16 protein-coding genes are annotated in these 24,978 nt (G+C 54.2%); 13 read left to right on the top strand and 3 right to left on the bottom strand.

Translation table 11 applies throughout. The annotated features are described in order from the left end of the window. Window positions 1-447 precede the first annotated feature (447 nt). From V9K95_RS02120 to V9K95_RS02065, 13 genes are all read left to right on the top strand, one after another. The gene (locus V9K95_RS02120) at window positions 448-1,116 is read left to right on the top strand and encodes an SDR family NAD(P)-dependent oxidoreductase (protein ID WP_336439973.1); all 669 of its coding nucleotides are present in this window, start codon (window positions 448-450) and stop codon (window positions 1,114-1,116) included. 154 nt (window positions 1,117-1,270) lie between these two features. Then, window positions 1,271-1,678, top strand: coding sequence for an SH3 domain-containing protein (locus V9K95_RS02115; protein ID WP_336439974.1), 408 nt, complete (start codon window positions 1,271-1,273; stop codon window positions 1,676-1,678). A 102-nt stretch (window positions 1,679-1,780) separates the two neighbouring features. Further along, the gene (locus tag V9K95_RS02110; protein WP_336439975.1) at window positions 1,781-4,531 is read left to right on the top strand and encodes an autotransporter family protein; all 2,751 of its coding nucleotides are present in this window, start codon (window positions 1,781-1,783) and stop codon (window positions 4,529-4,531) included. A gap of 92 nt (window positions 4,532-4,623) precedes the next feature. Continuing rightward, on the top strand, window positions 4,624-4,866 hold the full coding sequence (locus V9K95_RS02105; protein WP_336439976.1) for a hypothetical protein: 243 nt from the start codon (window positions 4,624-4,626) through the stop codon (window positions 4,864-4,866). A 113-nt stretch (window positions 4,867-4,979) separates the two neighbouring features. Continuing rightward, a complete protein-coding gene (locus V9K95_RS02100; RefSeq protein ID WP_336439977.1) occupies window positions 4,980-5,162 on the top strand; it encodes a hypothetical protein in 183 nt (60 codons plus the stop codon). A gap of 304 nt (window positions 5,163-5,466) precedes the next feature. Beyond that, on the top strand, window positions 5,467-6,642 hold the full coding sequence (locus tag V9K95_RS02095) for a DUF2865 domain-containing protein (protein WP_337345091.1): 1,176 nt from the start codon (window positions 5,467-5,469) through the stop codon (window positions 6,640-6,642). Window positions 6,643-7,248: 606 nt separating this feature from the next. Beyond that, a complete protein-coding gene (locus tag V9K95_RS02090) occupies window positions 7,249-10,734 on the top strand; it encodes an autotransporter outer membrane beta-barrel domain-containing protein (RefSeq protein WP_336439979.1) in 3,486 nt (1,161 codons plus the stop codon). A 798-nt stretch (window positions 10,735-11,532) separates the two neighbouring features. Continuing rightward, window positions 11,533-11,709, top strand: coding sequence for a hypothetical protein (locus V9K95_RS02085; RefSeq protein WP_336439980.1), 177 nt, complete (start codon window positions 11,533-11,535; stop codon window positions 11,707-11,709). A 92-nt stretch (window positions 11,710-11,801) separates the two neighbouring features. Continuing rightward, a complete protein-coding gene (locus tag V9K95_RS02080) occupies window positions 11,802-12,353 on the top strand; it encodes an invasion associated locus B family protein (RefSeq protein ID WP_336439981.1) in 552 nt (183 codons plus the stop codon). Window positions 12,354-12,500: 147 nt separating this feature from the next. Continuing rightward, window positions 12,501-16,292 (top strand): autotransporter outer membrane beta-barrel domain-containing protein, encoded by a 3,792-nt coding sequence (locus tag V9K95_RS02075; RefSeq protein ID WP_336439982.1) that lies wholly within the window; start codon window positions 12,501-12,503, stop codon window positions 16,290-16,292. Window positions 16,293-16,615: 323 nt separating this feature from the next. Next, window positions 16,616-17,146 carry a lysozyme inhibitor LprI family protein gene (locus V9K95_RS23660; RefSeq protein WP_443147276.1) on the top strand — a complete coding sequence of 177 codons (531 nt, stop codon included), beginning with the start codon at window positions 16,616-16,618 and terminating at the stop codon, window positions 17,144-17,146. Window positions 17,147-17,261: 115 nt separating this feature from the next. Continuing rightward, the gene (locus tag V9K95_RS02070) at window positions 17,262-19,322 is read left to right on the top strand and encodes an ATP-binding protein (RefSeq protein ID WP_336439983.1); all 2,061 of its coding nucleotides are present in this window, start codon (window positions 17,262-17,264) and stop codon (window positions 19,320-19,322) included. 44 nt (window positions 19,323-19,366) lie between these two features. Beyond that, a complete protein-coding gene (locus tag V9K95_RS02065; protein ID WP_336439984.1) occupies window positions 19,367-20,284 on the top strand; it encodes a response regulator in 918 nt (305 codons plus the stop codon). A gap of 170 nt (window positions 20,285-20,454) precedes the next feature. Here the strand turns inward: V9K95_RS02065 and V9K95_RS02060 are convergent, their stop codons facing one another. From V9K95_RS02060 to V9K95_RS02050, 3 genes are all read right to left on the bottom strand, one after another. Next, on the bottom strand, window positions 20,455-21,561 hold the full coding sequence (locus V9K95_RS02060) for a calcium:proton antiporter (protein WP_336439985.1): 1,107 nt from the start codon (window positions 21,559-21,561) through the stop codon (window positions 20,455-20,457). A 30-nt stretch (window positions 21,562-21,591) separates the two neighbouring features. Continuing rightward, the gene (locus V9K95_RS02055; RefSeq protein ID WP_336439986.1) at window positions 21,592-22,944 is read right to left on the bottom strand and encodes a S1C family serine protease; all 1,353 of its coding nucleotides are present in this window, start codon (window positions 22,942-22,944) and stop codon (window positions 21,592-21,594) included. A gap of 82 nt (window positions 22,945-23,026) precedes the next feature. After that, entirely contained in the window at window positions 23,027-24,955 is a 1,929-nt protein-coding gene (locus V9K95_RS02050) for a UvrD-helicase domain-containing protein (RefSeq protein ID WP_336439987.1), read from the bottom strand. Between the last annotated feature and the right edge of the window lie 23 nt (window positions 24,956-24,978).

Below are 24,978 nucleotides of genomic sequence, written 5' to 3'. Positions count from 1 at the left end.
TTGTGAACATGATGGCAAAAAAAGCGCCATGGCTAGCCACCTTTTACCGTCGATCATGTGTCTGTCTTTTTTGCGATTGCCACCATGCTGGTTTCTATGGCTCCCTAAAAAACGAACACCGAACTTGGCATTGAAGCCATGCTCCTGCGCATCCCGCTACGCGACCGCTTGTACAGTCTGACGTTGCCACGGTGCGGTTGCGAGCTTGGTGCCGTACTTTTTGTTCCAATATGGAGGTAATTTTTGCGATTGGGATCAGAGGGTTATCCGTTTGTTTGGCAGAGAGACGATAGCATACATCCAATATGGAAGCTGTTTTGCGTGACACACAACAGAGCAAAGAGGATGTAGCGCTCCGCCGGCCCTGATATCTATTCATCACTCAACCAACTGCCGGAGCGGGGCGCGCGTGTCTTAGCGCCGCATCAATCGGAGCTGGCAGCTGTTATGACAGGAGCAAATAAAAAGACGGTCCTTATCGCCGGGGCGGATGAGGCGCTGATTCCTGGACTGGTCCGCGAATTTCAGGCGCAGGGATTTGACATTCATAATTTGAGGCTGCCTTTCACGATTCCAAACCTGGGCTCTGGTATAGCGTCGATCAGTGAAGAAGAGCGGCTTTCCAAAAAGGTTGAACAAACTTGTGTCGCCATCGGCAGCATTGATATCCTGATCAATTGTATTTCCATTTCACCGCAAAAGGATCCCAGTGCGATCGGTTCGTTCAGCGCAGTTTATGCAACCGTAATCCGCCAGTTGGGACGTGTTGTCCAGTCTGTTCTGCCCGGCATGATCATCCGTCAAACGGGACAGACTATTACGCTTGTTACCGGGGACAGGAATCCGATCAACAAAGTTGCCTATCATGCTGCGATCACTGCCGCGGTGAGCCTTGCCGATCGCATGGAAAGAGCGGTCAAGGCAGACAATATTCAGTGTAAAGTCGTGTTTCACCGAAGCAGCCTTGATCATATTCAGAAGATTAAACTCATCGACAAACTCGTTGAATTGGCAACACGGCAGAATATACAGAACTCGAATCTACAACTTTTCCGGAAATGCCTGAGGCAACTCTCCGAGATAACAGATGAAGCCATTGCGGCTACTGTTCATTGAGCAATAATCTGTGTTCCTGAAAGATAGGGCAGCGCAGCTGGGCCTGAACTATTGCAATTTGCATTTTTTTTTCAGGATATTTTTCTGGACAATTCATCTAAAGACCACTCTAGTGCTTGGGGATAAATCAAATGATGTATTTCGGGGGAAATTCATGATGGATTACAAGAGACTTTATTTAGCTTTTGCACTTGGCTTTGTCTTTCTGGTATCTGCCGAAGCAGCCCACGCCGCAAATGCCTTCACCACGGCAAATGTCAATCTGAGAACAGGTCCCGGAACATCTTATGGCCGGGTCGCCACATTGGCACCGGGCGTCCGTGTTGAAGTTCTGACGTGCCAATCCAATTGGTGCCGCGTCGGGCGGCAGGGAATCAGGGGATGGGTTTCCGCCAGTTATCTGGAACATGCACGTGCAGAGCGACCAGTCATCGTTCGGCCGATCATTGTCCGTCCGCGTTATCATCGGGTACGCCCCCCATATCACGGACATCGGCCGCCACACCGGCCGCATCGTCCGCGCCCTAACTGCAAGATTGCCCCCGGCTTTTCCTGCCGATGAGTTGAATTGTTCCCCGCGGCCAAGTTCCGCGGGGCGATGTTTTTCTTCGGCATCCTCTGCTTATGCGTCTCCCGGGTGCCATCGCATAAAAGGATCCTACCGATGCGGTTGCACCGTTCACACCTGCGCCCGTTCCTGCTTGGAACGACATCCATCATCGCGTTGCTTAATCTTAACTCATTGGCCGCCGCGGCCTGTCTTCTTGTTCCTGGGCCGGGTGATGACGCTTATGTCTGCGACAGCGGTACCAGCGCAGCATTGACGGATACTGCAGGCAACAATTCCTTGACGTTTCCGGCGACTGGAACCGGGCAGATCAGCGGCAACGTCACGTTTGGTGCCGGAACCGACAGCATTCTCATGAATTCCGGCACGATAACGGGGGCGGTGAACCAAGGCGACGGTATAGATACCCTGGAAATCGATGCAGGCCAGATTACCGGAAACGTGCAGCAGGGCAGCGGAACCGATGATTTCCGCATGACCGGCGGCACCATCGGTTCGCTCAGCCAGGGTGACGGTCTCGACACCTTCTTCATGTCCGGCGGGCATATCGTCGATTATTTCGAAGACGGTGACTATGCGGTAATGACCGGCGGGCGCATTGGACGCGTCAACATGAAACTCGACGACAATTACTTCAACATGTCTGACGGTATCGTTGATCGAAATGTCGTCACTGGCCTTGGCCGAGATACCATCATCATCTCCGGCGGCACTATCGGCGGCAATATCAGCACCAGCAGCGGAATTGACAGCGTGACCGTCAGCGGCGGCAGCATCGGTAACGGCATCAAGACAGGACTGGACGACGACACTTTCGCCTGGAGCGGCGGCGTCATTTATAATGCAATTCAGCTGGAGTCGGGCAACGACACCGCCACCGTGACCAATATCACCAATGCCAATGCGGGCGGAATGACGCAGCTCTCAGGCGGCACCGGCACGGACAGCATAACGCTCGACAATGTGTCACTCGACGGCATGCCACGTCTCGAAGGCTGGGAATCCATCGCTGCCACCAACGATACCGAACTCACATTTGGCGGCAATTTGACATTGGGGGATGCCGGCACCGGCACCGGAACGCTCTCGGTTGATGCAACCAGCACGATCTTCAGCGGCGGCTCGAACGCCACGGTCACCGCGTTCACAGCCGGTCAATTGGCCAATGTGACGAATGCGGGACGTATTGACCTGACGAACGGTGCCGTGAGCACCTCGGACACATTCACCATCATTGGAAACTACACCGGAACCGGCGGCGGCATTTTTCTCGACACGGTGCTGGGAGACGACTCGTCTGCGTCCGACAAACTCATTATCGACAGTGGTACAGCGTCCGGAACCACGGGCATGTCGGTCATCAACAGAGGCGGGGTAGGGGCTTCCACCAATGCCGACGGTATCATGGTGGTTGAGGCCCTCAACGGTGCCGACACCGGAAGCGGGACCTTTGCCCTGAACAATACGGTGGCAGCGGGTGCCTATGAGTACTTCCTGTTCAAGGGCGGCGTGAGCGCCGGTTCATCCGAGAACTGGTATCTGCGTTCGACCTTGTTGAATGTGCCGACCCCTCCAGAGCCCGCACCTGCACCCACTCCCGTCGAACCCACCGCTCCCGTGGTAGAACCGACGCCGCCGGAAGCTGCCCCGCCACCACCACCTGCGGCTCCGCCACCTCCACCTGAAACGCCGGAAGAGGGCTCAGGGGTGATCGAGCCCCCGGTGCTTCCCGGCGATCCCGCGCCTGTTGCACCGCCTGCGCCTCCCGCACCTCCAGCGGCACAGCCGCCGGCTCCCTTGGCACCCCCGCCGGGCGAGGCTGCTCCGGTGCCGTCACCGATCAATTCCACACCGCCAACGCCGGGTGCAACACGGGTCATCGCCGACGTTGTTCCGCTGTACCGCGTCGAGGTCCCGACCTATTCGGTTATTGCACCTTCGGCCCGGCAGACGGCATTGGCAACGCTCGGAACGTTTCATGAGCGCAGGGGCGAGCAGGATATCGTTGGAGCGGGCGATAATTTCTCTGCAGCATGGCTACGCGCTTTCGGCCAAAGCACCGAACAGAAATGGTCCGGAACAGTCGATCCGTCGATTGACGGTCATATCTACGGCTTTCAGGCGGGATTGGACATCCTGCGGTCAGAGAGTGAAAACGGCCATCGCAACATTGCGGGGCTGTTCTTTGGTTATGCCAATATGGATGGTGATGTGAAGGGGCAGGCGCTCGGATGGAATGACCTTGCGACGGGTGATCTCAATCTCGATGCCACCAGCGTCGGTGCATACTGGACGCATATAGCTCCTTCCGGTTGGTATCTGGACGGCATCGTCATGGGAAGCTGGTTTGGAGGAGACGCTACTTCAAGCCGCGGAATTGGCATCGATATTGACGGCTCCGGTGTGACTGCGTCAATTGAGGGAGGAATACCGATTGCTCTCTCCGAAAACTGGAAGCTCGAGCCTCAGGCCCAACTGATCTGGCAGCATCTTTCACTCGACGATGCCAATGACTTGTTTTCTCCGGTTTCTTTCGATACCGAGGATGCCTTTACCGGACGGATCGGTGTACGGCTTCAGGGCAAATATGCAACCGCGACCGGCACGTGGCAACCATACCTCAAGGCCAATCTCTGGCGGGAGTTCAGCGGTAGCGACAGTGTCTATTTCGGTAGTGACGGTATCGACACAGATTATGAAAGCACATCTCTCGAACTTGGTGGTGGCGTATCCTACGACTTCACCAAGTCCGTGAGTGGATTTGCAACAGCAGATTACACCTTCGATGTTGATGGCGGCGACAAGAAGACCGTTGAGGGCAATATCGGCTTGCGGGTTCAGTGGTAGCAGAATTTTTTCGGCGGGATTGTAAAACCCCTGCCGGAATGCAATTCGATCGGGTATGGCACCCAACTTGATTTTAGTTTGACCAAAGAGACATGACGAAACATACATTCACCCGAAATCAGCTCTATGGACTTGTCTGGACCAGGCCGATGATTGCGATCGCCCGTGAGCTTGCGATTTCCAATTTAGTCCTTGCCAAAATATGCCGCGAACACGACATTCCAACTCCGCCCGCCGGTCATTGGATGAAACTCGAGTTTGGCAAGCCGAGCGCCGTTCAAAGGTTACCGGAGCATCGCTCCAAAGAAGAGATTGTTGTCATTCCCGTCAGTTAGAATACCGGAATGCTCCACGAGACCAAGATCTGCCATCATACCAGTTGGGCCTGACTTAGGGTCAGCCATCTTCCTGCGGTTCGACAATTCACTATGACCCGAAGGTCAACCAGATGAACACCGATGCGCATAAAAGAATGCAGACCCTTGAGCTATTAAAAAGTGAGCTTGCCAAGCTGCGCGATCTCGCCGATGCGGAGCAGTTGCAAATGGTGGCATATCTTATAGAAGCGGCCATTCGCAGAGCGAATTTCGAAGTTGTTCCTCCTTCCGACAATACCGACCATGCCGACTGAGTATTTGATCCTGATAGCTTCATCCGATGAGACTTTGAACGTCGCTGGAAAGTAGTTCAAACTTTGAATTACTTTTTATATTTTATGCTTTTGCAGTTAACTATCATTCTTATCCAACTTTATTTCTACTTTATTGTTCTAAACTTTATGTATAGAGTTCGATCAGTTGATGTTTATTGCACTGCCGTATAAAACGACGTTCTTATTTGTATTTATCTACATTGCCTGGGCGCGTATAGTAGCTGGGATGGTAGAAATGTATGGTGTGGTACGACTTGCAGCACAAGTAACATTGGGAATTTTATTGGCGACTACTGGTGCCGATTTGGCTTTGGCCGAACCTGCTGCATGTAATGGGCTCAGGCAACAGCTTGCAGCCGCTTCAAGCAAAGGTCGATCGGGCGCGGCACCTGACAGCCGCGCTATCCAACAGGCCGCAATCAACCTTCAGCAGTCACGGGGCAAAGCGAGGCAGGCGGGCTGCAGCGGTTCTTTGTTTTCTCGCAGCAAACCTGCTCAATGCCAGGGGATGGAGCGGCAGATTGCCAAACAGGCGGCAAACCTCGATCAGCTGAAGCGGGGTGGCAGCGGTCGAGCCAATTCTAGCGACACAGCCCGGATCGCCTCAGCGTTGAAGGCCAATGGTTGCGCGCCTCAACGCAAAAGTTTTCTTGAGGTGCTTTTCGGAAAAGGAAGGGAATCTCCAGTTCCACAAAAGCAAGCGGCTCCGCAGCCTGAACAAAAACGCCCACCAAAAAATTCGTCACCGGAAAGAGTTCCAACAACGTATGATGGCGTCGACCCTGTAACCGGAGCGTCGGTGAAAAAGGGGTATCGGACGCTATGCGTTCGCATCTGCGACGGCTATTACTTCCCAATCTCATTCTCGACCAAATCCAAATTCTTTGTCCGGGATCAGAATGCCTGCACTGCAATGTGCCCGGCTGGAAACGCTCAGCTCTATTATCACGCTGTTCCGGAACAGGAGTCCGACGACATGATATCGGTTGCGGGAAAGAAACCCTATTCCGAACTGCCGCACGCCTTCAATTACCGCACGGCAGGTGTTGACGCTGTGCCGGGTTGCACATGCCAAAGTGGGGAACGGGCAACTGGCGTGATCGATGCTTTTGCGGAAGAAACCATCAACGCCGGTTCGGTCAATGCCGAAAATATACCGGCGCTTGCCTTGGTGCCACGAAGTGTCGAGAAGGGACAGAATAATGACAGCGCTTTCGCAGCTATGCCTGGCATTGCGTCTGTCCAACCGCTTGCCCCCGGCAGCGGATTGATCCCTGAGACCGAGCGGCAGAATGTCCGCATGGTTGGTCCTGCCTTTTTGCCTGACAAAAGTGATGCAATGGATTTTCGGTCGCTACCACGAGAAGTCCCCGTTGAAAAGGAGGTTTCCACGAGGTTCACGGCCGAAACGGTCATTGAAACCATATCGACTGACATATTACGTCGTATCCGGGAATGAGGCTTGTCCGCTTCGTGGGCGAGATCACTGCCAGCAGATGCTTGCCTGATCGCGATCGGTGTCTGCAATCTGGAGCCGCTCCCGCCTTCCCGGAAGCGGCTCCTCTTTTTAGATACACATGGCAGATGGTGGGCTGGCAGCTGCGCCGATGATCGGACACGACAGATGGCTGGGTAGAAAACCATCCCGCCGTTGGCAGGTAATCGACCCCGGCTGAGAGGGCAGGCGAACAAAATAATATGTATCGGTGAACGCCCAATATCTTCTGCGTAGTTCGATTAAATACAGTAATAACTGTTCGGCCGTTCGGTACAGAAATGTTTCGATTACTTGTGAGGCAAGAATTCCATTTCCGTTTACTGCGTTCTTGTACCTATCCTGATAGTTATCCGCCAATTATCGAATCGGTCTCCGTCATGGCGGCTGACTGCTGCCGTTGATCGTTGGCGTCTTGCGCGCGTGTGTCATATTTGCCGCACAGTTTTGCGGATCTACGCGGTATTGGGAAATTATCCAAAGTTAGGTTCCGATTGAGTTCCGATGCGGTTATGAAATTCAGGACGCGCGCGCCTAGTTTGCGCCTGGGGAACCGAATTGGGGAACGCTGTGAAAAGAACATCGAAAAAGCGCTCGGCGCAATTGCTCGCCACTACAGCGATTTTACTTGGTCCAATCGGCTTTATCCAGCCCTCCTTTGCGGCTTGCACCACATTGGGTGGGGTGACCGCGTGCGACACAGCAGCACCCAATCCCTGGACAACGACGGTTGGCGAAGGCAACGTTGCTGCCGGTGACAACCGGACCGTCAACATTGGCGCTGGCAGTCAGGTCGCGGTCGGCAACGCCAATGGCATCAGCTTGCGCGACGGTGCCACCATCACTGTTGCAAACACAGGCGTTGTGAGTGCGCGCGCAACGACAACTGCCGGAAACTTTGGCACCGGCGGCAATACGATAGAATTTCGCAACAACGGAAACCTTACCATTGATCAGGGCGGCCAGGTTCTGGCACTTGGTACACAAGGTAGCGCCGAGGCGATCAATTTTCAGGGGACCGGGAATACTGTTACGAATAATGGTCTTATCGATGCCAACAACTCTGTCGCCATCTGGTCGCAGAACACCAGTGGCCTGAACACCGTCATCAACACCGAAACCGGCATCATCGAAGCCGGAAACGGCACGACGAGCACTGTGATTGGTGGTTCCGGCAATGGCGCTCTCGATTTCACAAACCGGGGAACGGTGAGAGGCAGCATCCGGCTTGCTGGCGGTAACGATATCCTGCGCCTGTACACCGGATCAATGGTTACCGGCGACTTTAGCGGCGGTGCGGGCAATGACACGATCTTCTTGAGTGGTGTTGGGCAGGCGACCTTGCCCGGGAACTTCGTCGGTTTCGAGTCCCTTATCAAAAACGATACCGGAACCTGGACCCTTACGGGTACGATTGCAGGTGTCACGGTCACCGATGTCCAGAATGGCACGCTGGTGCTTACGGGTGACAACACGAGCTATACAGGTCAGATTTTGGTCCAACCCGAAGGGACGCTGGAGGCGCAGGCCCAAAGCCTGCCGCCGTCAGTTGCCAATGACGGTCTTGTGCGTTTCGCCCAGCCGGATGCGGGTACCTATGCAGGGTTGATCTCGGGTTCCGGTGTGGTTGAGAAAACCGGAGCGGGCGTTCTGACACTTGCCCCGACCGCTGCCGGTGGGAACACCTATTCCGGCGGAACGCGCATCAATGAAGGCGTGGTGGCTGTGAGTGCTGACAACGCACTCGGTGCAGCGACGGGTGGTGTTACGTTTAACGGCGGGACGCTGCAGCTTGACAGCAGCTTTGATCTGTCAGCGACGCGAGCAGTCACGATCAATGCACCCGGGGGTACAATCGACACGCAAGGTTTCGACACCACCCTTGCGCAAGGCGCAACGGGTGCGGGAGGCCTTACAAAGGCTGGAAGCGGCATACTGACGCTGAGCGGTGACAATACCTATACGGGCGGCACGACGATCTCGGCAGGCACGTTGCAGCTCGGCAATGGCGGAACATCAGGTTCCATCATCGGCGACGTTGCCAATAATGGCTCGCTGGCATTCAACCGTTCTGATGCCTCAATTTTTGCAGGCATCATCTCAGGAACAGGGTCAGTGTCCCAGACCGGCAGCGGGACAACAGCTCTGACCGGCGACAGCACCTATACGGGTGGAACGACCATCTCCGCAGGGACGCTGCAGCTCGGCAATGGCGGAACTTCGGGTTCAATTGTCGGCGACGTTGCCAATGATGGCACGCTCGCTTTCAACCGATCGGATACGATCAATTTCGATGGCCTTATTTCCGGCAGTGGCTCGGTTGCCCAACTCGGATCCGGCACGACCATCCTCAACAGCAACAACCCGTACACGGGTGGCACGACTGTTTCGGCCGGCACGCTTGCCATCGGCGATGCTGCACATCCGGATGCGACCCTTTCGGGTGGCGGAGCGACCAACATTCTCGCTGGGGGTACATTTGGCGGCTATGGCAGCGTCACGGGTGATGTGAGCAATGCCGGAACCCTTGCCGTCGCCAATGCGCTGGCAGCCTTCACAACCGGACCGAACGGCAATTTCACTATCGATGGAACGCTCAGCAACAGTGGCCATGTCCAGCTCGGCGGCACCGGGGTCGGCAATACGCTGACTGTCAACAACTATGTCGGCCAGAGCGGCTCGATTGGCTTCAACACCTATCTCGGAACAGACGGCTCGCCATCTGACAGGCTCATCATTGACGGCGGAACGGCCTCCGGTGCGACGGCGCTGCAAATTACCAATGTTGGCGGTCCTGGTGCTTCGACGTCAAGCGATGGCATTCTCCTTGTAGATGCGGTGAATGGCGGAACAACAGCGGCAAGTGCATTCTCGTTGGCAGGGCCAGTTGCTGCCGGTGCCCGCGAGTATCTGCTGTTCAAGGGCGGGGTGACAGGTGGCACGACCGAGGACTGGTATCTAAGATCCGAACTGACACCTCCGGAAGAGGGCGTGCCTCCGGCGACTCCCGGTGAGGGAACACCATCTTTGCCAACGGATCCTTCACCACAGCCACCCAACCCTGGCGCAACGCCTGTTGAAATGGGTCCGGGCGAATCGATTCCGCTCTATCGTCCGGAAGTGCCCACATACACTGTGGTACCCCCAGCGCTTCGCCTCGCCACCTTGGCAACACTTGGAACCTTCCATGAGCGGCGCGGTGAACAGAGCGTATTGACGACAGGCGACAATTTCTCCGCAGTCTGGGGCCGTGTCTTTGGTCAAAGTACCGAACAAAAATGGTCCGGAACCGTTGATCCGTCCATCGACGGATCTGTCTGGGGTGGCCAGATGGGACTCGATATCCTGCGTTGGGACAATGGCAGCGGTCATCGCGATACGGCAGGCGTGTTCTTTGGCTATTCGACCATCAACGCGGACGTCAAAGGTCAGGCGCTGGGCTGGAATGGTGTCGAGGTTGGCGACATGGATGCCGATGCAACCAGTGTTGGTGCATACTGGACGCACATCGGACCAACGGGATGGTATGTTGATGGCGTTCTGATGGGGTCCTGGTTCAACGGCAGCGCACAATCAAACCGCGGCATTGGCGTGGATACCGACGGCAATGGCGTTACAGCTTCGCTTGAAGGGGGATATCCGATCGCCATCGCGCAGGATTGGGTGCTGGAACCGCAAGGACAGATTATCTGGCAGCATCTGTCTTTGGACAAGCAGAATGATGGTTTCTCAACGGTTAATTTTGACACTGACGACAGCTGGACCGGAAGAGTAGGGTTACGCCTTCAGGGGAATATCCAAACCTCTGCAGGTCTGCTGCAACCATATCTGAAAGCCAATCTCTGGCACAATTTCGACGGAACGGACAACGTAACGTTCGGCACCGACGAAATCAGCACCGAGTTTGGCGGGACGTCAGTTGAGCTTGGCGGCGGCATCGTTGCGGCGGTATCTGAGGACGTCAGTCTTTTTGCGACTGCAGATTATACCTTCAATGCGGGCGGGGAAAGGCAGCGTGTGCTCGAAGGCAACGTAGGCCTGCGTGTGAAGTGGTAACATTTCCACGACAAGAATCCTTCCGCTGCCGATGAGCTGGTGACGGAAGGGTAGCGTGGAGCGCACGCGATCGAACCACTTGGATCGAAGGGATTGGAGGTCGCAACGCCGCGGCCCAAGTACGGGCGCTTTTTTACACCACCTATTAGTGAGTGGCACTACCTAGCTTGCGGCGAGGAGGGTGAGTTCACCCCAGCGACAGATAAAAGCTCCGCACTCCCGGCAATGGACAGCAGATTCGTCGCCGTCTTCAACCGGAATTTCACGATACGAAATATCGCACTCTTTGCACAGGAGCGGGGACTCCAAATGAATTTTCTCTGGATCGTTCATGCGAATAGTCAATACCATCATGCGTGACCTGTCCGTGACTACACCCCGGCGAGCATGGGCAAACACAAGCTGCTCGAAAACGTACGTTCTCGTGACCATCATGGTTGGGTGAACCGCATAGAAATGTAGCGCCGGACCTATATCCACATTGTTTGATTTCAACCTGAGAGGTGTGCGCGATCCTGATGCTCGCGATACCGCTGACCTCGCGTGGCTCTAAGTTCAGCAAGTGAGAGCAATCGCTTCCATTTTGGAAGTATTAAAATTTAGTAAATTCAGATACTTGCGGCACGCGTCCTGCGTTTTAGACCGGAACAGTTCCAGAATGGAACCAGTTCCGAATGTTTTTCCTCCAGATCATCGGCATTAAAGCGTCGTTCGGCTCTCCTGACGCCATATTGGTTGCACGAGATGCCTGCCCGGCTGCCTCAACTGTGAGCGCCGGAACAAGGAGCTGGCGTTGTCATGGCAATGGTGGAATTCGAGAGCAGTATGCAAACCGAGCGGCCGGATCCGGCGCGGCCCAAAAGCGAACCAGAAACCAAGTTTCCCCCTCACATCCTGATGCCGATATGGGCTGGGATGATTGCCACCTGCCTTCTGTTCTGGGCGGCTATCGCACGGCTCGTACTCGATTTCTGATCTGCCCGTTAATCCGGCGGTCCCCTGAAAAATTCAATTCAACCGCAGCGTCAGCCTCCTCTCAGACAAGGCACCTGCAAAGGATAAATAAAATGTTGATATCCGTTCTCCGTTCCGTTGCGGGAGCAAGCGTAGCTGCTCTTGTAATCTCCAATCCCGCATTAGCTGTGGATACCAGCCTTCCTGGCGGAGCCACATCGCTGCGCGAACAACATGCTGACTGGACTGTCATCTGTGGTGTTGACAAGAAAGATGACAAGCAGACTAAGAACTGCATTCTCCAGCAGGAACAGGTTCGACAGCTCGAGAACGGTCCGAGCCAGCGCGTGTTGGCCGTCGAGGTTCAGCCGAAGGGTAAAGAGGCCGATGCTGTTCTGGTCCTCCCACTCGGTCTCAAGCTAGACAAGGGCGCTGCCCTTCAGATCGATGACGGTAAGGATATCGCATCCAATCCATATCGCACCTGCCTCCATGCAGGATGTGTTGTCAGTGTGAGTGCCGATGCCAAAATGGTGGCTTTGCTTGGTAAGGGCAAGGCACTCACTGTCAAGACAATGACCGATGATGGCAAGGACGCGAACTTTACGATCTCCCTCAACGGTTTTCAGAGCGCATTCGACCGCGCGATAGAGCTCCAGAAGTAAGTCAGGTTCCAAGCTTCCGGCTGCGCATTCGGCCGGGAAACTGAAAGGCGGTTTGGCAAACCGCTGCCCGCCTCTTCCAGCCAAAATTCCCCATCAATCACGAACATCCCCGCACCGACAGTTGTGCTGAACGAATAGAGAAACGTTATGAAGTTTAATCAGAAGAAACAAAAATTGCTCGGCAGAGCCGTCCGTCGGCTAGGCTTATCCACAGCGATCGTAACCCTACTAACAGCCCCGTCGCTCGCGCAGCAGATCAAAGCTGACGGTACAACTGTTACGGTTCCAACCGGAACAGTTGTCGATACAAGCGGTCAGGGCTCGCCCAACGGATTTGGACTTTACGCCGTCAACGGGGGTCTCATCAGTGGTAGCGATCTTTCCGTGATCACGAACGGCAATGCAGCTTTCGGTGTCCTTGCCGAAGGTGCTGGCTCTGAAGTGACCATCACGGGCGGAAGCATTCGCACAAGCGGTGATTTATCGAGTGCTGTGGCAACCCGTTATGGCGGTGGTACCATCGATCTGGATGGTGTTGATATTTATACCAGCGGTTCGAATTCGGATGGCGTTTGGGCTCAAGCGGGGGGTACTATTCGCGTTCGCAATTCCACAATCCAGACCGATAGCGCCTCTACTCATGGCGTGTGGGCAAGTGGCGGCGTAGTCCAGCTGACGGACACACAGATCAGGACGGGTGGCACGTATGGTGTTGGCATGCTCCTGAGCGATAACGGCACCATTGATGCCGAACGCGTGACAATCAATACGCAGGGTGAGACATCTCACGGTGTGAACATGGCTTCCGGCACACTGACCATGCGTGACTCCGATATTACAACGACAGGAGCAGGTGCAATTGGCATTCGCTCCCTTGGTGGTGTAGCGGTTCTGGACAATACAGCCATTGAAACCAACGGCATCAATGCAACTGGTATTGTTGCTCAGAATAGTGCGTATGTGATCGCCCGCGACAGTCGTGTCACGACTGCCGGTGCAGGCGCTTTTGGTGTCTTGGCGACGGCTGCCGGCTCGCGTGCCGATCTGGTTGACACAAGCATTGAGACAACAGGCAATGGCGCACATGGCATTGTGTCGCAGAATGGTTCTGTTGTTTATGCCGTTAATGTCTCGGTTGTCACGGGTGGGAATGGTGCCCATGGAGCAACGGCTATTGGTGACGGCTCTGTTGTGAACTCCTTCGGCGGCAGCTACACGACGTCCGGATTCAACTCAGCTGGGCTGGAAGCCCGCAATGGCGGACATCTTGAGATTGACCGTGATCCGCGCACCGGCGCTGGAACGCAAATTCATACCGGTGGCGACAGTGCAGTTGGCGTACTCGTCCAGAATGGAACAGCTAATGTTACTGGCGCATACATTAAGACAGAAGGAGATAAGGTAGCTCCTCACTGGGGAGCTGTCGGGATACTTGCAACACAGGGCGGCAGCGCATTGGTACGTGACACAGTCATCGAGACCCACGGCGAATTCGGCGACGGAGTTAACGCAGAAGGTGCAGGTTCACACCTTGATGTCTTTGATAGTAAAATTACGACGACGGGTTTGTCTGCCAAAGGAGCTGTCGCCTTCAATGGTGGCACAGCTCAACTGACAAACATCGAGATAGTCACAGATGCCGGGAACGGCATTGTTGCAGGTGATGCCGGTTCATGGCTCAACATGAATGGTGGTAGCATTGTTACGAAAGGCACCGGCCAAAATGGTTCTGCAGCTTTTGCATTGCGAGGTGCTACCGTTAATATCGATAACGTTGCAATTCGTACCGAAGGCGATGATGCGCGTGGTTTGCATGCGTTCAACCTTGGTTCCACTGTCAACGCGACAGGCTCAGAAATTACGACTATTGGCACGGGATCGCATGGTGCGTTTGCAAGCGCCGGGGGTGCAGTCAATCTTGCCGGTAGCATGGTCAAAACGGAGGGTAATGCGGCCAATGGTCTCATGGCCAAAGCTGGCAGCACGATCACTGCAACCAATACGGTGATTACGACCACGGGTGCAGATAGTGTGGGCATATCGTTAGCCGACGATAGTAGCGCTCGATTGGATAATTCGGTTGTGATCGTCGAAAACGGTGCGGCACTCAAAACCGAGAGTGGAACCGTAGACTTCGAACTGAAGAACGGCACGCAGGTTATTGGCAACAGCGGTGTTCTTCTTAGCGGCGCAGCAGGATCAGATACAACACTGACAGCTGATGGAAACGTCAGCCTCATTGGTGATATGATTGCGGGTGCTGACGACACCAATATCAATGCCGCCTTGTCCAATAACAGTTACTGGGCAGGCGCGGGCATTGGTGTCACCGGCCTATCTCTGGACGCAACTAGCTACTGGAAAATGACGGGGTCGTCGGAGGTTGGTTCGCTGACCAATGACGGCGTTGTCGAGTTTGATGCAGCCAACCCGTACAAGACGCTTACCGTGGACACCCTTATTGTAAACGGCGGTTCGTTCATCCTGAATACCAAGCTCAACGAGGGCGGTGCTGCGAGCGAAACTGATAAAGTGATCGTCAATGGCGATGCGACTGGTAATGGTCTGATCAATATCCGCAACAATGGTGGAAGCGGCGCTTTCACGGGCACTGGCGCAACCGACGGTATCCAGGTTGTTCAGGTCGGCGGTGAAAGTGATGCGGACTTCAAGCTCGGTTCTGCCGCCGTTGTTGGCATCTATGACTATAAGCTGGTGCAGGCTGACGGTCAGAACTGGTACCTGCAGACGGAAGGAGAGGATCCAGTTGGCTGTGAAGAAACGGGCACTTGTCCTCCTCTTCCTTGCGAGGAAACGGGCACCTGCCCGATAGATCCGCCAACGGGACATGTGGTCGACACGGTTCCGGGCTATAATATAGCGCTTGCCGGTGCACAGGAACATGTGTTGACCGCCCTCGATACGTTCCACGAACGCGTCGGCGAGTTGCGGTCGGAAGAGATGAGCGATGGGTTCCATGCCTGGACCCGCGGTATCGGCAAGACCGGGTCTTATTCGCCCAAGGTCAAGGGCTACAACGGCCACGGCTTCGACATGACCACAGGCGGAGTGCAGATCGGCGGCGACTATTCGCTTGGCGGCGTGTTCATCCCGGGTGATAAACTGACGCTTGGCGTATTTGGTGAATATGCTCACTCCAACTTCGATGTCCGTGGGCGCACAGCTACCGGCTCGATCTCGAGCAAGGGTGTCGGTGCCTATGCGACATGGCAGCAAAGTACTCCGACCGACACCAAGCCCGGTACCGGCGTCTATATCGATGCCGTCGTCAAACAGGACTGGATCGATTTTGGTGTCAGCGCCAAATCCGTCTCCGGGTTTGCAATTGGAAACAGCTATAGCGGCAAAGCCACCTCGGCTTCGATCGAGACCGGCTATGGCTTTGATCTTGGCAATAATGTCATCCTGCAGCCACAGGCACAGCTGACCTGGTCAAAGGTAACAGCCGACAATTTCACCGACGGCAACGGCATTGTCGTTCACAGTCAGGAAGCGGAAAGCCTGCGTGGCCGTCTTGGCATCCGCCTGGAGAAGACATTCTTCTTCGGTGATGAAGAAGAGGAGCAGGTCTATCTGATGCCAGTCCCCGAAAAGACTGCAAAGGGCAAGGCAAAAGCCAAGGGCAAAATGAAGAGCAAGGTTGTTGTCGCCCCGGCGAAGAAGGACAAGAAGTTCGTCAAGTCGGTCACCACCTTCGTCGACGCCAATGTCAAGCATGAGTTCAAAGGCAGGAACGGCCTCATCGCATCCGATACCGCGATCGGCAGCGACATGAGGGATACCCGCTACGACGTCGGTGTCGGTGCGGTGGCTAAGGTATCGAAGAATGTAAGTCTCTTCGGACGCGCCTCGGTCGAGTTCGGCGGCAGCACTGATGTCGCAGGCAAGGTCTCTGGCGGTCTTAAGATCACCTGGTAATGGATATCCGGAACTCGGTTCATACCGGGTTCCGGTTGCAGCACCTGCCAGGTTTATATCCCCTACCGGGTAGAAATGGTGCAAACTGTCCCGGCCGGAAGCCTGCAAGCGTTCGGCCGGGATACGGATTTGCCAGGTGGCATGAGGGATGGTGGACAACGTGCGTCGCTGTTCCTCCAGGTGAAGTCACGAACCACTCGTATAATGGGGCGTAACGGGACCGTCCGGAGCCGGCCGTCTTCGCCTCCGCTACAAATCGCGGTCAGATCATTGATGTACGTCGATATCTGATCGCTTATTCGATGAAACGGGAGTCATGATATATGAGAGCGACACTGATGTCGGCGATAATTCTGATAGCAATCACGGGCGTGGCAACAGCCAATCCTGGTGGGAAGCGGCGCGCTGATCGGGACCTCAATTCAGTGTATTCTCAATTGGCCACCCGGCTGGAGACTACTGGAAAAACTCAGCTCAAGATTACCCAGCGTGCATGGATCGCGTTTCGAAATGAGGAATGTCGTTACCGACAGGCGAATTTTGCCAACATGACTTCGCAATCTGATTGCGAAACAGCTCTCACTATCGCCCGGACCAAGGAACTTCGAACTCAGTTGGCGTGGTTGGCTCCAATGGATAATGGGGGGAAACCTGGTCAGCCGGACGTTCAGAAGAGCTGTGCTCAGGTAATGGGCAAGGCAAAAGCCAACCGTCTTGTCCAACAATGCCTGACAGTTTCACCTGCAACGAGGCCGCCGTGCAATGCAGTCAATCGCTGTGATCTGATATCTGGTGAGATTGAACGGGGTTGTGATCTACTTGGCGCAAATGCTCCCACCTTTTGCAATGACTAGGGCGCTGTGAGTTCCTGCCCATGCGGCCATCCCGCCGCCGCCTGTTAACTGTACCAAATTTTCGTTGTGGACAATTCCAACAAGGAAGCCGATTGATCATGTGCAGGACCGGATTATGGACATAAACGAAAGAATTGATCGCCGGGCGATCGTCTCCTACTGGGCGGCCGCAGCCTTCGTCATTGTGATCGCTCTGATCGGGGCGGCCACGCTGATCCGGCGTGATTATCAAAGCAGGATCGATACAGCCAGCCAGAACGCCATGAACCTGGCCAATGCGCTGGCTGAACACACCACGCAGATATTTGTCAAACTCGATGCCTTGAGCCGTGCTGTCATGGAAGACCGCTCCAATCCGATTGTCGGTGCCAACATGTTGTCGGAAGTCATGATGCGCCGGGCTGCAGCAGAGCCAGCAGCAACGGCAATCGCCATCATTGATAAAGCAGGGAAAGTAGCCGCCAGCAGTGTCCTGACGTATCCGGTCGGCAAGGATATGTCCGGAACCACTTCCTTTAAAATGCTGAGCGCACTGGACGGCCCTGAGTACTATATCAGTCCGCCCTATCGCACTGAATTTGGTGTACGTGGAGACTGGAGTGGCTGGACAATGAACTACGTCCGGAAAATAAAAGGAAGCGATGGAGCATTCGACGGCTTTGTGCTTATCATTGTCGACGGGCCATTCCTGTACGGGTTCTATGACCGCCTTCAGGATCAAGGCGGGCGGGCGGTCGGCTTGGTTGGCAAGGATGGTGTCGTCCGCGCTTCAAATGCCACTGCTGTGATAGGGCGCGATATCAGTGCATTTGCGCAAAGTGCAATTCAGAACAAGGGAGGTGTCATAATCCGACCGTCAGTTTATACCGGAATGGAACGGATTTTTGCCTACAGTCCATCATCGGCAGCTCCCCTGCTAGCCTATGTTGGTGTGTCGACAGTGCCCATTTACAAGGCATGGCTCGCTTCATCGATCGTCATCGTTGTTGCTCTCTTCGCTCTTCTCGCAGCATTGGTTGCTCTCGGTGTTATTCTCGGCAAATATATACGCAACCGGGCTTCGTTGTTGAACAGCACGCTTGATACGGCCCGGGCCCGTCAGGAACGCGAATTCCTGCAAACCATTCTCAATACTGGCGGGGCACTTGTGGCGGTCACGAACTCACGGGGTCATTTCATTGTCGCGAATCCGGCGTTCCGTGCGATATTCCAACTGGAGGACAGCAACGCCTACGCCGAGGACATCAACGTTCTCGAATATGCGCTTGGAAGCAATGTTCATAGTGTAATCGACAAGTTACCATACCAGACAAATCGCAGTGTGCGTTCACGCAACGGAGAGAACCGCGAACTTTCCTGGACCGTCACGTCCATCCGCGACAATGAAGGCGAGGTTAAAAATCTCGTGGCTCTGGGGTTTGACATCACTGAACGCCGCGCTGCCGAACTCGCTATCTATCAATCCGGCAAGATGATCACCCTCGGCGAAATGGCAACCAGTATCGCTCATGAAATCAACCAGCCCTTGGCAACGATTACCATGGCGCTCGACAATCTGCGTGAGCGCCTCAAGAATGGAAGTGCCAAACCGGGTTTCGTCAATACCAGTCTTCAGCTGATCAGCGATCAAGTCGAGCGTACCGCCGCGATTGTCAGCCACATGCGGATATACGGGCACAGGAGTGACGGCAATGCCTATCCGCTGGATCCGACACAAGCAATCGAGGGCGCTCTTTCCATTGCCCAGACTCAATTCAGGGACGCAGGAATAGAACTTCGCAAAAACTATAGAGCTGGCGAATATCAAATGCTGGCCGATTTGACACTGATCGAGCAAATCATTCTGAACATCTTGCTCAACGCCAAGGACGCGATACTTGAGAAGCAGGCGTTTGCGAAAGATGAGGCTGTTGAAAAGTGGATTGAGATCAGCCTGGATGAAGAACCTGCAGAAAAGATGATCGTCATCAGCATCAGCGACTCTGGCCCCGGTATTGCGCCGGGGGTCCTCGACCGCCTGTTCGAGCCCTTCTTCACCACCAAACCAATCGGCAGCGGAACGGGTCTTGGCTTGTCACTGTGCTATGGAATGGCCCGCGATCTTGGCGGACGCGTTGAGGCACGCAATACCGCTTCAGGAGCGGAGTTTCGTGTGTTGATGCGTGTGGTAGTATGATCAAATGGCCGTTTTGACTCTCGGCTTGTAGGGGATATACCGTAATGGCTCTTTCCACCCACGATACAGTGACCGCGGCCCAAACAACAGTTTTGCTTGTTGATGATGAAGTAACGTTGCTTGGTGTCCTGGGCACGGCACTCACGGACTCTGGGTATCATTGTTTGAAGGCTACAGCGGCTTCGACGGCATTAAACCTGCTTGAAAAGACAATCGATATTGACGTGATCGTAAGTGATATCCGCATGCCGGATATGGATGGGCTTGCCTTGCTACAGATCATCCGCGAACGGTTCGCCGACCGAAAATGGCTTCAGGTGATCTTCATCACCGGACACGCAACGCTCAACAACACGGTGGCCGCCTTGAGGCTTGATGCAGTCGATTTCCTTCACAAGCCCGTCCGCCGCGAACAGCTTCTGACAGCTGTCGAACGGGCCGCCATCAAGGCAAAAGAGCACAAGCAGACGCTTCATGCGTGGAACGAAGGTCGCGCAAGGCTGGAGCGTCTTAGTGATGAAGCGCGGCGTTTGACAGAAATGTTGACGGCGTTTCCAGGATCGCCGCTGTCTACTAAAACAGATTCTGATCCTATCCAGACTGCGGATGCCAGTGAAACTGGAATACCGTCGCCTGAACGCCTTCTCGAATTGTTGCAAACCCGTGACATCCGTACCCGCTATTTTACCGATAAACTGTTCGCTGATCCGGCATGGCATATGTTGCTCGACCTGATGGAAAACAGGCTGCTTGACCGGCAAGTCTCTATTTCCAGTCTCTACATTGCATCCGGTGTCGCCGCGTCAACGGCATCGCGGCGGCTCGACGAAATGGAAGAAGCGGGTCTGGTCGAACGATGGAACGATCCGGATGACGGCCGCCGGCAATATGCAAAACTGACTGATCGGTCTGTGGAGTTGCTGAACGCCTATCTATCTACGCTTGATAGACAGTTGGGGTAGCTGGCAGCAGGCCATAAAGGAGATCGGCGCGTCCGTGGACATCTCCGATGGCGTAGTTTGCCGTGATAGTGGTCATGGGATTCTTTGTTTGGAGAGTTTTTGTAGCCGGACCCGGACTGCATTTGAAGCTGCCTACATCAATGAAGCAGGCCAACCTCGTCTGCCGGAAGTTAAGGTACAGCAACCAATAGAATGAAAGCGACAAACACAACCAGATGAACCAGTCCATTAAGCAAGTTGGTACGTCCTGTACCGAAGCTCATCATGCTGACTGCCAAGACAAGCACGAGAAGTACAGTATCGCCCGAGGACAATCCGAGGATGAGTTCGCGACCCGTCAAAATGCTTGCAATCGCGACTGCGGGAACAGTTAAACCTATGGTGGCCAAAGCAGACCCAAGGGCGATATTGAGACTTCTTTGCAGTTCGTTTTTTAACGCGGCTTGAACTGCCGAGATCGCCTCCGGTAGCAACACCAACGTGGCGATGAATGCTCCAATGATCGCATCGGTTTGTTCGACATGGAGATGGGCCAAGCCATTTTCAACTGCAGCAGAAACTTCTTCTGCCAGCAAGACGACGCCAACGAGACCGATAATGAGAAGAAACGCGTGTTTCACGCTGGCGCGGGTACTCAGGGAACGGTGGCCATGCTCCGGTGGCGCAAGATCAGTCAGAAAATCATCGCGATGACGGACTGTCTGCGTGAACAGAAAAGCTCCGTACAATAAAATGGAACACAGACTGACAAAAAAGAGGGAGACGGTCGAAAATGATCCTGGGCTATTTGAAAGTGTGAAATTGGGAAGAATAAGGGTGAGAACGGCCAGCGCCATGAGGACCGACAGAAATGCACTCGTTCCCTGTCGTTTCAGATCCTGCTGGTGATAGTTCAACCCGCCTAACACAAGGCATAGTCCCACCACCCCGGCGCAAACGATCATAACCGTCGAGAACACGGATTCACGTGCCAGCGTCGGGTTGTTTTCGCCATGAAGCATAAGCGAAACGATAATCGCTACCTCAACGGTGGTAACCGATAAAGTGAGAAGCAGCGTGCCGAATGGCTGTCCCAACTTGGCTGCCAATACTTCGGCATGGTGCAGGACAACGAAAACGGTAGTGAACAAAACCGCCAGTGTCGCGAGTGAAAATAATGCACCCGGAACCAGGGAAAGCGAGCTTGCAGAGAAGGTGGTGACACGAAGCGTCGCTCCAATCAACAGCGCCGCCGCAGGAACGGCGTAGCTAAAAAGCGACAATGGCCTCGCTATCATAATTCGCCGATCTCCCATTCACGCAATCTACTAACGGATTGAATCCGACGTGCATTTATGCCACTTCATCTGGTAGCCGTAGTCCTGTTTTTTACCGTAACACCACCCAACCGAGAGCAAATCAGCCGACAACTCTTCTCGTCGCGTGCATGCTTTATTGGTTTCAGGATCGCTACCCGCGCCGCCGCGACAATTTGAGTTTTCATCAAACCACCTTGAGATCAGGGATGCGGTCTTCGAGTCCGGACGCTCCTGTTTGATCACGGAGCTGGTCTCAGAGGTGATCATGCCCGAAAAGCTATCCCAGTCGATGGCGATAGAAGCTACTCCACTCGGGGTACTCTTTCGCGCTGGGCTTCCAGCCTGCCAGTCAACGAGTGCCTCTAAGTGGCAGCTGGTTGCCGAACACACCACGGTGACACTGTCGGGCTGGACGACATAGTTGCGATTTGGCCAGCGCTCCATAAATTTTTGTTTTTCGGCGAGCACTGCTTGCTTGCTTAGATATTTGCCATAATACGAAACACTGCTGGAGTATGCACGCTGCATAAACTTCAGAGCTGACGCATTGTCGCTGGAAAGTGCTTCGTGATAGCTGACGATGAAATCTTTCGCCATGGTTTCGGCTGCGGTTGTGCTGACACTTGGCTTTGCCAGAGGGGGCTTTTCAATCTCAAGGTCGGTCTTGTAACAAATCACCTGTTTTACCGATGGAGAGATTTTTTCCGCCAGATCAGATGTAGGGATGCCGGGGAGGGCCGCGCCGACATTCTGGTAGCTGATACCCCTTGCCTGAAGGAAAACCTCGAGGACGCTGGCTCGGATGGCGAAATTAACGTTCTGAGCGATGATACCTGTTTCTGCGGTAAACTTTGTTCCCAGCGTCGCCGTATTAATGCCGAGAAGGCTTCCCGCTCTGTCGATAAGGGGGCCACCTGAATTGCCCGGTTGAATAGGTGTTGAAATCTGCAGATATCGGCTGTCGTTGCCTAAACCAATCATCGAATTGATATTGCCGGTCGTGATTTTCACGCTATCTGAAAGAATATTTGTAAGAGGATAGCCAAGGGCAGCTACATCTTCGCCTAAACGGGGCGGAGCGCGTCGTATGATTATCGGGGCGCTATTTGAAACGAGACTAGAAATGCGGACAACTGCCAGATCATTTTGACTGTCAACAAAACGTTCGCTGATATCCCCAGCACCGGAAATCTTGACCCGGTTGCAATCCTCAATGACGTGGGCGTTCGTGACTAACCAGCCCTCGCCATTAATGACGAAAGCCGAGCCGGAGCCAGTCGCTCTTTCCGCAGACATGGATTGCGATATCGGGAATGTTATGAATGCAGCGAATATTGCAGCGAATGACCAGTTGCGGTCCATTTTCTTCCCCTCCAGAATTACATAAGCGTAATTCAAGCGCTATTTGAAGCCAAAAATGCCACGCTTCGTGACCCTATAGAATTCACTTGCCAAAGAGCCATGAGAACAGTCCTTTTCTTTTCGCCGCCGGGTTTCCCTGAGGGTGTTTTTCCAGCACACGGACTTTCGTCTGAGGCGGCCTGAAGCTTTCCGGCGGAGCCCAAGCGGAAATCTTCGCTTGGGCCTTAGGTTTGGAGGGTGCGCGCGCAGCTGTACGCATTCGGGGAGCTGTCGTCTGACCTGAAGATAAGCCAAGGAGGCCGGCCAGCGTTTCGGGTACCTCGACTGCTTCTTTCGCTCGGGTCAGTGCGACGTAGAGCAATCTGAGCTCAGCCGGATCTTGGCTCTGTTTGTTTTCATTGCCGTTCGTCATCTTTGATGAATGGCTCTTCATAAAATCATCCATCAGCCTGACCGTGGTCCACTCCCGACCTTTTGCTTTGTGCGCTGTGGATATTGTGATATTGCTGCGATCCTCATCGACCGATTTCCCCAGTGCCCACATCAGCTGCCGTTCGCCTCGCGATTCAACCAAGTTTACGAACGTCTGCAAGTGCTCTCCTTCACCACTTTTGGCAAATTCACACACTTGCGTCCAATCAGAGAAACCGAAAAAGTCAGCAACATTGCTCGGTTTGCCGGCCTTCAATTCCTGCACTCCTCGTAGCATATCCATAAGTTCAGAGTTGCCGCCGACCAAATGAGGCGCTTTTCCAATGTCCAGGGATTCGATCAGCGCCGTGATGGTTGAGCCATTGGTCCTGGCAAGGATTGCTTTTGGGTCGACCAGCCCGACACGGCTGCGGATGTTCGGATTTCCCACGACAGGCTTTTGCTCTCCCAACAGAGACAGTATCTTGCTGGCCGGCTCTGCGATCCCGTGTCCAAAGCGAAACGATCTGCTGAGATAGGTTGTATGGTCGGTCGCGATCTGCTCCATCGCGTTGACAGCGCCGCGCCACTCATAAATCTGTTGGTACCTGTCACCAACATAAACCATCTGGGCATGTTGTTTTTGTAAGACGTCCAACACAACCGGATTGGTATCTTGAGCCTCATCCATAAGTATGAAATCTGCTGCAATTTTCGGCTCTGACAGCGCCCAGAGCTTCAGATAACCATCATGTCCTAAGGGCAGGGGGTCATTGTGCGTTTGCATTCTTGACCAGACATGCTGTGCGCCATGCACAGCGAATTCGGAAACCAAGTCCAAGGTCTCCTGCGGCGCGGCCAACAACGAACCATGTCGTGGCACGTGTCCTGCTAAAGGCTCTGCGTCCGCGCTTTGAGCAAAACGTTTGACGGTCTCAAGAATAAGGAAAGCTTGGGAACGCGGCAGGAGGGTGTGATCTTTATCTATGCGCCAGCTTTTACCGATGCCCAGAAGCTCTGCCAGTTGCAACGCACTGACGCGACCTGTCATTTTTTCCATTATCGATTTGTACGCCGAGGGTGTTGCCCGGAACGCCAACCCGTGTGTAGTTGAACAGTTGACGGATGAGGGAAACCTGTCTTTCGCGTCCCTAACGATGTCCCTGTTAAAGGCAATGTATTGTCCGCGTTTAGACGTTCCGTGAGCCAACATCTCGAGTGTCGATGTCTTTCCGCTTCCGGCATAGGCGTTGATCCGGAGGGATCCCCCGGTACTGAAGCAGGTGAGAGCTTGATCTTGTTCCTGCGTGGGGCGAAATTTTGTTTTCACACTGGGCTTTGACGAAGGACGCGATGGCGACTTTTGTGATTGTGCTGGGGGCTGCGGATTCTCGCGGTCGACTGTAAAGAGATCAACTGGATGATCGATTGCGCTTATAGCCAATGCGGTCTTGTTTCTCAGGGCAATTGCCTTTGGCGTCTTCCTGTATCCAAGCTCATAATGGAGCAGTTTTAAACATTTTCTGTCGTGTGCTGAGGTCGCATGAACGAACTCGGCTTCGAGTTGCTGCGCAGAATATCCAATATATGGCCGTTTCATTTTGGATCCAGGTAAGTTGCCCC

Origin of the sequence: Phyllobacterium sp. CCNWLW183 (assembly GCF_037203775.1) — a bacterium.
GTDB classification, from domain to species: Bacteria; Pseudomonadota; Alphaproteobacteria; order Rhizobiales; family Rhizobiaceae; genus Phyllobacterium; species Phyllobacterium ifriqiyense.
This window is presented reverse-complemented; position numbering and strand designations above follow the sequence as displayed.